Origin of the sequence: Bradyrhizobium sp. STM 3809 (assembly GCF_000239795.1) — a bacterium.
GTDB lineage: Bacteria > Pseudomonadota > Alphaproteobacteria > Rhizobiales > Xanthobacteraceae > Bradyrhizobium.
The window spans coordinates 1-7,449 of record NZ_CAFJ01000512.1 but is presented as its reverse complement, the minus strand read 5'-3'; the positions used below and the strand labels follow the sequence as shown (position 1 = coordinate 7,449).

Annotated in this window: 5 protein-coding genes and 1 pseudogene; 1 reads left to right on the top strand and 5 read right to left on the bottom strand. The window is 65.3% G+C overall.

The window, feature by feature from the left end:
• The 5 genes and pseudogenes from BRAS3809_RS23885 to gntR form a co-directional block, all read right to left on the bottom strand.
• Positions 1 to 820: pseudogene (locus BRAS3809_RS23885) on the bottom strand (hypothetical protein); the annotation flags it as partial.
• 505 nt (positions 821 to 1,325) lie between these two features.
• Entirely contained in the window at positions 1,326 to 2,072 is a 747-nt protein-coding gene (locus BRAS3809_RS23880) for an SDR family NAD(P)-dependent oxidoreductase (RefSeq protein WP_008964602.1), read from the bottom strand.
• A gap of 194 nt (positions 2,073 to 2,266) precedes the next feature.
• On the bottom strand, positions 2,267 to 3,001 hold the full coding sequence (locus BRAS3809_RS23875) for an SDR family oxidoreductase (protein ID WP_008964601.1): 735 nt from the start codon (positions 2,999 to 3,001) through the stop codon (positions 2,267 to 2,269).
• A 137-nt stretch (positions 3,002 to 3,138) separates the two neighbouring features.
• Positions 3,139 to 4,962, bottom strand: coding sequence for an IlvD/Edd family dehydratase (locus BRAS3809_RS23870; RefSeq protein WP_008964600.1), 1,824 nt, complete (start codon positions 4,960 to 4,962; stop codon positions 3,139 to 3,141).
• Between the two features lie 178 nt (positions 4,963 to 5,140).
• Entirely contained in the window at positions 5,141 to 6,211 is a 1,071-nt protein-coding gene (gene gntR, locus BRAS3809_RS23865; protein ID WP_008964599.1) for an HTH-type transcriptional regulator GntR, read from the bottom strand.
• A gap of 248 nt (positions 6,212 to 6,459) precedes the next feature.
• Here gntR and BRAS3809_RS23860 point away from each other — a divergent pair.
• Positions 6,460 to 7,449, top strand: a 990-nt coding sequence (locus BRAS3809_RS23860) for an ABC transporter ATP-binding protein (RefSeq protein ID WP_035657962.1), incomplete at its 3' end; no start/stop codon positions are given.

Sequence of the window (7,449 nt, the reverse complement as noted above, 5' to 3'; positions counted from 1 at the left end):
CGAACGTGCCCCACAGGAATTCCGGATGGTTCTCGGTGTAGCCGACCACATGCAGGCCGACCAGCGCCACCGTCACCGTGACGAACTTGCCGGGCACCGGCTGGATCGTGATCAGGCCGGGCGTGATCTTGGTCTCCAGCACCGGCACCTGCGCCTGGGTCGTATAGGCCCCGGCCGGCGGCGCCTGGTTGGGATCGAGGCGCAGCCAGGTGGCCTTGAACACGGCATCGCCGACGGCAAACGACGAGCCCGCCGGCTGGCTCTGATAGCCGCCGGTCACGATCAGGTTCTTCCGCGCCGTGTTGAAATAGGTCTGGTTCATGTGCACCGAGGCGTAGACCGGGTAGCCGTTCTGCGTGACCAGCATGTTGCCGTCGGCCTCGACGATCGCGCCGGCTCCTTCGGTGAAGCCCGCCGCACCATGAAACACTTGCGCGCGCGCAGCCAGCCGCAGCGGCCGCAGCTTCGGCGCACCGACATCCTCGGCGTTGTTGAGCAACTCGTCCGGCGTCGCCAGGGTCATGAAGCGCGGCACGGTGGTGCCCGAGCCCGGATCCTTGATCAGCGCGGTCGCCCAGACGAAGGCCTCCCACGACCATTGGTGAAAGTTGCAGTCCGGCGTCGGGATCGTCCTGGTGTCGGAGGTCGGGAAGGCGGCGTCGGGCTTGAGATATTGGCCGAGACCCTCCGACCAGCCGAACGCCGGACAATTCTTGGCCGGCGGCGGCGGTGCTGCATGGGAAGGGCTGATGGCGCCGGACAATCCGCTTGCGGCCATCGTCGTCGCGAACGTCAGCGTGAGCCAGCAACTGGTCTTCATGGCAATCTCCTCGTGATGCGCGCGCTGGGATGGACCCGCCATGTCAGGGGACGTTTTGCCGACACGTCCTGCCGTGAAATCCCGCCGCCAGCGCAGTCAATGATACTTAAAAATGATTCATTCAGAAGTAGTGCGCCGTGAACATGCACTCAAAGGTGAGATTTGCAAGACCGGCATCTCACGCATCTGGGAATTTTTTGGCAGCCCGCGCGGCGAAGGCTCGCGCGATGTGCGCACAGCACGACGGGACGCGTCGCTGCGTAGGGTAGGCAAAGCGCCGCCCTCAGGCGGTGCGTGCCCACCGTCGGGCGACATGTCCTGCGGCGACATGGTGGGCACGGCGCCATGGCCATGGTGCGTGAGGAGGGCGCGGTGCCGCGCCTTTGCCTACCCCAAGGGTTCAGGCGTGTAGCGTGTAGCCCGGATGAGCGCAGCGACATCCGGGTTCACATCGGCAGCGCGTGAGACCCCGGATGTCGCTGCGCTCATCCGGGCTACAAGTCAACTAATACGTCGCGCGGCCGCCGGAGATGTCGAACACGGCGCCGGTGGAGAATGAACACTCTTCCGAGGCGAGCCAGGACACCAGAGCGGCGAGCTCTTCCACCAGGACGAAGCGGCCCTTCGGGATCTTCGACAGCATGAAGTTGATGTGCGCTTCGGTCATCTGATCGAAGATCGCGGTCTTCGCCGCGGCCGGCGTCACGGCATTCACCGTGATGTTGTGCTGCGCCAGCTCCTTGCCGAGCGACTTCGTCAGCGCGATCAGTCCGGCCTTCGATGCGGAATAATGCGCCGCGTTCGGATTGCCTTCCTTGCCGGCGATCGAGGCGATGTTGACGATGCGGCCATAGCCTTGCTTGAGCATGACCGGCACGATCGCCTTGGCGCAGATGAAGGGGCCGTCGAGATTGATGCGCAGCACCTTGCGCCATTCCTCGAGGTCGGTCTCCCACACCGTCTTGTTGATGCCGGCGATCCCGGCATTGTTGACCAGGATGTCGATGGTCCCGAATGCGGCGAGCGTCGCATCGCGCGCGCCTTCGACAGCCATGGTGTCGGTGACGTCGACCTTGAGCGCCAGTACCTCGGCGCCGATCTCCTGCGCCGTCTTCTCGGCGAGCGCAATGTCGTGATCCCAGATCGCGACCTTGGCGCCCGAGACCTTGAAGCGCTCGGTGATGGCGCGGCCGAACCCCTGCGCGCCGCCGGTGACGACGGCGCAGCGATTGGCGAGATCGATGTGGTTCATGGTCGAGACTCCCGTCTTTCGTCCCCCTCCATGAAAACGCTCTCAGCGTGTTCATGGTCCGATGTGCAGCGCCGCCCTCGGCTCCAGCCCCTCATGGTGAGGAGCGCGCAGCGCGTCTCGAACCATGAGGCCCCGATGTCCGGGCCTCATCCTTCGAGACGCCTGCTGCGCAGGCTCCTCAGGATGAGGGGTGATTACAGCGTCCAGCCGCCGTCGATGGTGTGGGCGACGCCGGTGGTGAACGCGCTCTCGTCGCTGGCGAGATACACGGCGAGATGGGCGATCTCCTCGGCGGTGCCGAGCCGCCCCATCGGCTGGCGCGAGATGAACATCTCCAGGCCATTCGGCCCGGCCGACGCCGCGCGTCCCAGCATTGACGGCGTCTCGATCGTTCCCGGGCAGATGCAGTTGCAGCGGATCTTCTTGCCGACGAAGTCGGCCGCGACCGAGCGCGTCAGCGCCGCGACGGCCGCCTTGGTCGCGCCGTAGACGTAGCGGTTCGGCGCCGCCTTGAACACGCCGGCGGCCGAGGCGATGTTGACGATGGCGCCGCCGCCCTGGTCGAGCATCTTCGGCAGGAAGGCGCGGATCGTGCGATGCATCGACTTGACGTTGAGGTCGAACGAGAAATCCCAGTCGTCGTCCGAGCAGTCGAGGATGGTGCCGTTGTGCACGAAGCCGGCGGCGTTGAGCAGGATCTCGACCTTGCCGACCCGATCGGCCATCGCATTGACAGCCGCAGTATTGCGCACGTCGAGCGTGGCGACCTCGGCAATGCCCTCTGCCTTCAAGGTCGAGAGGCCCTTCTCGTCGATATCGGTGGCGAACACGGTGGCGCCTTGCCGCGCGAAGGCGATGGCACAGGCGCGGCCGATGCCGGCAGCGGCGGCGGTGACAAAGGCGCGCTTGCCCTTGAGGCGGTCGGACATGGGGTCTCCCTTGGGATGCTCGTTAATTCTTTCGTCATTGCGAGCGCAGCGAAGCAATCCAGGGCTGCGCGCGCGGCTCTGGATTGCTTCGTCGCTTCGCTCCTCACAATGACGGTGGCTGGCTTTGTGCCGCGTGTCTAGTGATTATGCCTGGCCACGCCGACAGTGCCAGCGATGTTCTGGTATCGCGTGGCGAGCTCCATGCAGGCGCCGGTGGCGTGCTGGCCGACGGTGTTGCGGTAGAGCTCCTGCCACGGCGTCTGGTTGGCCGGATGCGGGAAGCCGCCCTTGGCCTTCAGCTCGGCATGACGTTTTGCGACCTCCTCGTCGGAGATCAGGATGTTGGCCGAGCCCTTGTTGAGGTCGATCCGCACCTTGTCGCCGGTCTTGAGGATTGCCAGGCCGCCGTCGGCTGCGGCCTCTGGCGAAGCATTCAGGATCGACGGCGAGCCCGAGGTGCCGGACTGGCGGCCGTCGCCGATGCAGGGCAGGGACAGGATGCCGCGTTTGATCAGCGCCGCCGGCGGCTGCATGTTCACGACCTCGGCGCCGCCGGGATAGCCGATCGGCCCGGCGCCGCGGATGAACAGCACGCAATGCTCGTCGATGGCGAGCGCCGGATCGTCGATGCGGTCGTGATAGTCCTCCGGACCCTCGAATACGATGGCGCGGCCTTCGAAAGCGTTGGGGTCCCTCGGGTTGCTGAGATAGCGCTCGCGGAATTCCTTGGAGATCACGCTGGTCTTCATGATCGCGGAGTCGAACAGGTTGCCGCGCAGCACCAGGAAGCCGGCGTCCTTCACCAGCGGCTTGTCGTAGGACCAGATCACGTCATTGTCGGGCTTGGGCGCGGCGCGGCAATTGTCGCCCATGCTGCGGCCGTTGACGGTGATGACGTCTTCGTGGATGCGCTTGTGCCGCATCAGTTCTCCAATCACGGCCGGCACACCGCCCGCGCGGTGGAATTCCTCGCCGAGATAGAAGCCGGCCGGCTGCATGTTGACGAGCAGCGGGACGTCGTGACCGACCTTCTGCCAGTCGTCGATGTCGAGCTCGACGCCGACATGGCGGGCCAGCGCGTTGATGTGGATCGGCGCATTGGTCGAGCCGCCGATCGCGGAGTTGGCGACGATGCAGTTCTCGAACGCCTTGCGGGTGAGAATGTCCGACGGCTTGAGGTCCTCCCACACCATGTCGACGATGCGCTTGCCGGTCTCATAGGCGATCTGGCCGCGCTCGCGATACGGCGCCGGAATGGCGGCGCAGCCGGGCAGGGACATGCCGAGCGACTCGGCCAGCGCGTTCATGGTCGACGCGGTGCCCATGGTGTTGCAATGGCCGACCGACGGCGCCGAGGACGCCACGATCTGCATGAACTCCTCATAGTCGATCTCGCCGGCGGCGAGCCGCTCGCGCGACTTCCACACCACGGTGCCGGAGCCGGTACGCTGGCCCTCGTGCCAGCCGTTCAGCATCGGCCCGCCGGACAGCACGATCGCAGGAATGTTCACCGTCGCCGCCGCCATCAGGCAGGCCGGCGTCGTCTTGTCGCAGCCGGTGGTCAGCACCACGCCGTCGAGCGGATAGCCGAACAGGATCTCCACCAGGCCGAGATAAGCGAGGTTGCGGTCGAGAGCCGCAGTGGGACGCTTGCCGGTTTCCTGGATCGGATGGGTCGGAAATTCCATCGCGATGCCGCCGGCCTCGCGGATGCCTTCGCGCACGCGATGCGCCAGCTCGAGATGGTGGCGGTTGCACGGCGACAGGTCGTTGCCGGTCTGGGCGATGCCGATGATCGGCTTGCCGGATTGCAACTCGCCGCGGGTCAGGCCGAAATTGAGATAGCGCTCGAGATAGAGCGCGGTCATGCCCGGATTGTGCGGATCGTTGAACCACGCCTGCGAACGCAGCTTGCGGCTCTTGTCGGCGCCGTTGCCGGCGTGTCCCTTGGATGTCGTCATGCTTTCCTCCCGCAGTGCAACGTGGCGACGCCGTTCTGCCGTGAATGCTCCGCTCACGCCTGCCTTGCGCGAGGTGGGGCAAATCGCTCAGATGCAACGGACCGGTGTCGAGATCGCCTACGTCTTTCGTTCAAGTCGTCGTCTTCAGCGTCGTTCTAGATCAGCAATTTTGGTTGCGCTACCATTTTGTGCCCGAGGCCCGGTCGGCCGGCACTGCGGCGGCGCGCTGCAAGGTCGAGCTCTGCCGTTCCATCACCTCGAAGCCGAGATCGACGACGCGCTCGGCGACGGGCCGCCCTTCGACCTCGTCCATGATCATCGTCGCGGCGCGCAGGCCCATCTCGTAGCGATTGGTGCGCACGCTCGTCAGCGTCGGAACCGCCGACGCCATGAACTCCATGTCGTTGAAGCCGACGATCGCGATCTGCTCGGGCACCGCGATGTGGCGGCGCTGGCATTCGAACAGCACGCCGAGCGCGAGGTCGTCATTGGCGCAGAACACGGCATCGACGTCGGGCGCCTTCAGCATGAGGTCCGAAAACAGGTTGCCGCCTATGGTCGTGGAGGTCGGCACGGCCGTCGTGACGATCAGGCGCGGGTCGAACACGCCGGCGGCCTTCATCGCGTTCTGATAGCCCTGCAGGCGGCGCTGCACCCTCGGGTCCATGCGCGCGCCGAGAAAGCCGATGCGGCGGCAGCCCTGGGCGAGCAGGTGGGAAATCGCCGCGTAACAGGCGTCGACATGCGAGAAACCGATCATCATGTCGATCGGTTCGGGCCCGGTCTCCATGATCTGCACGACCGGGCAATCGGCCGCCTGCACGATCGCGCGGCCCTCCGCGGTCTGGTCGACGCCGGTGACGATGAGCCCGGCCGGCTTCTGCATCACGAACAGCCGCAGCAGGCGCTCCTCCTGCAGCAGGCTGTAGCGCGTGTTCGCCAGCTGGATGCTGTAGCGGCTGCCCTCGAACGCGTCATAGATGCCGCGCAGCACATCCGAGAACACGTTGTTGGTGAGGGACGGTATCAGCACGCCGATCACTTCGGTGCGCTGCGATGCAAGCGCGCGCGCGGCGAGGTTGGGGACGTAGCCGAGATCCTTGGCGGCGCTTTCGATCCGCAGCCGCCGCCCGGCCGAGACGGTGTCCGGATTACGGAAGAAGCGCGACACCGTGATCGGGCTGACGCCCGCCAAGGCCGCAACTTCCGTCAGCCGCACTTTTCCCGGCTTGATACGTTTCCGTCCCATGCGATGCTCATAGCATAGGCGGTCTGGTACACAAGCGATATTGACAGCGCTATCACGCGGTTGCTAAGCGAAGCATTGCGAAAGAGAACTAAACTGCCGACAATGCGTACCGAGCTGACGTCCAGTCCGCACGGACTGAACGAGCAAAGACGGTACAACAACAAGCGGCCAGATCAAACGGCCGTGCACAATGGGTGAGAATGCCGCCGGTCTGCAGCCAATGCAGTCGGTCTTTGAGGAGGGAATTGATGTCGTCGGTGCAAATTCGCGACGTGCGCAAATCGTTCGGCGGTTTCGAGGTCCTGCACGGCGTGACCATTCCGATCGAGGATGGCGAATTCGTCGTGCTGGTCGGTCCGTCCGGCTGCGGCAAGTCGACGCTGCTGCGCATGCTCGCTGGGCTCGAGAACATCACCTCCGGAACCATCTCGATCGGGGAACGCGTCGTCAACAATGTGCAGCCGAAAGAGCGCGACATTGCGATGGTGTTCCAGAACTACGCGCTCTATCCGCACATGACGGTCGCCGACAACATGGGCTTCTCGCTGAAGCTGCGCGGCGCGCGGCCAGAGGACATCAAGAAGGGCGTCGCCCGCGCCGCCGAGATCCTCGCGCTGACCCCGCTGCTCGACCGCTATCCCCGCCAGCTCTCCGGCGGCCAGCGCCAGCGCGTCGCGATGGGCCGCGCCATCGTGCGCGATCCCCAGGTGTTCCTGTTCGACGAGCCGCTGTCGAACCTGGACGCCAAGCTGCGCGTGGCGATGCGCACGGAGATCAAGGAGCTGCACCAGCGGCTGAAGACTACCACCGTCTACGTCACCCACGACCAGATCGAGGCCATGACGATGGCCGACAAGATTGTCGTCATGCATGACGGCATCGTCGAGCAGATGGGCTCGCCGCTCGACCTCTACGACAAGCCCGACAATCAGTTCGTCGCCGGCTTCATCGGTTCGCCGGCCATGAACTTCCTCAATGGCCACCTGAAGTCGAACGGCTCGGTCTATGTCGAGACCGACAACGGCGCCAAGCTGCCGCTGCTCACGGCGCCGGCCGCATCCGACGGCCGTCCGGTGGTCTACGGCGTGCGCCCTGAGCATCTCGAGCTGGCCGATGACGGCATCGAGGCCGAGGTGATCGTGGTCGAGCCGACCGGTTCGGAGACGCAGATCGTCGCCCGAATCGGGACCCAGGACATCATCGCGGTGTTCCGCGACCGCCACGAAGTCAATCCCGGC

What these genes read in the sequence shown, in the direction of transcription:
- BRAS3809_RS23880 (WP_008964602.1), bottom strand. Translation starts at nt 2,072, where the DNA reads ATGAACCACATCGATCTCGCCAATCGCTGCGCCGTCGTCACCGGCGGC.
- BRAS3809_RS23875 (WP_008964601.1), bottom strand. Translation starts at nt 3,001, where the DNA reads ATGTCCGACCGCCTCAAGGGCAAGCGCGCCTTTGTCACCGCCGCCGCT.
- BRAS3809_RS23870 (WP_008964600.1), bottom strand. Translation starts at nt 4,962, where the DNA reads ATGACGACATCCAAGGGACACGCCGGCAACGGCGCCGACAAGAGCCGC.
- gntR (WP_008964599.1), bottom strand. Translation starts at nt 6,211, where the DNA reads ATGGGACGGAAACGTATCAAGCCGGGAAAAGTGCGGCTGACGGAAGTT.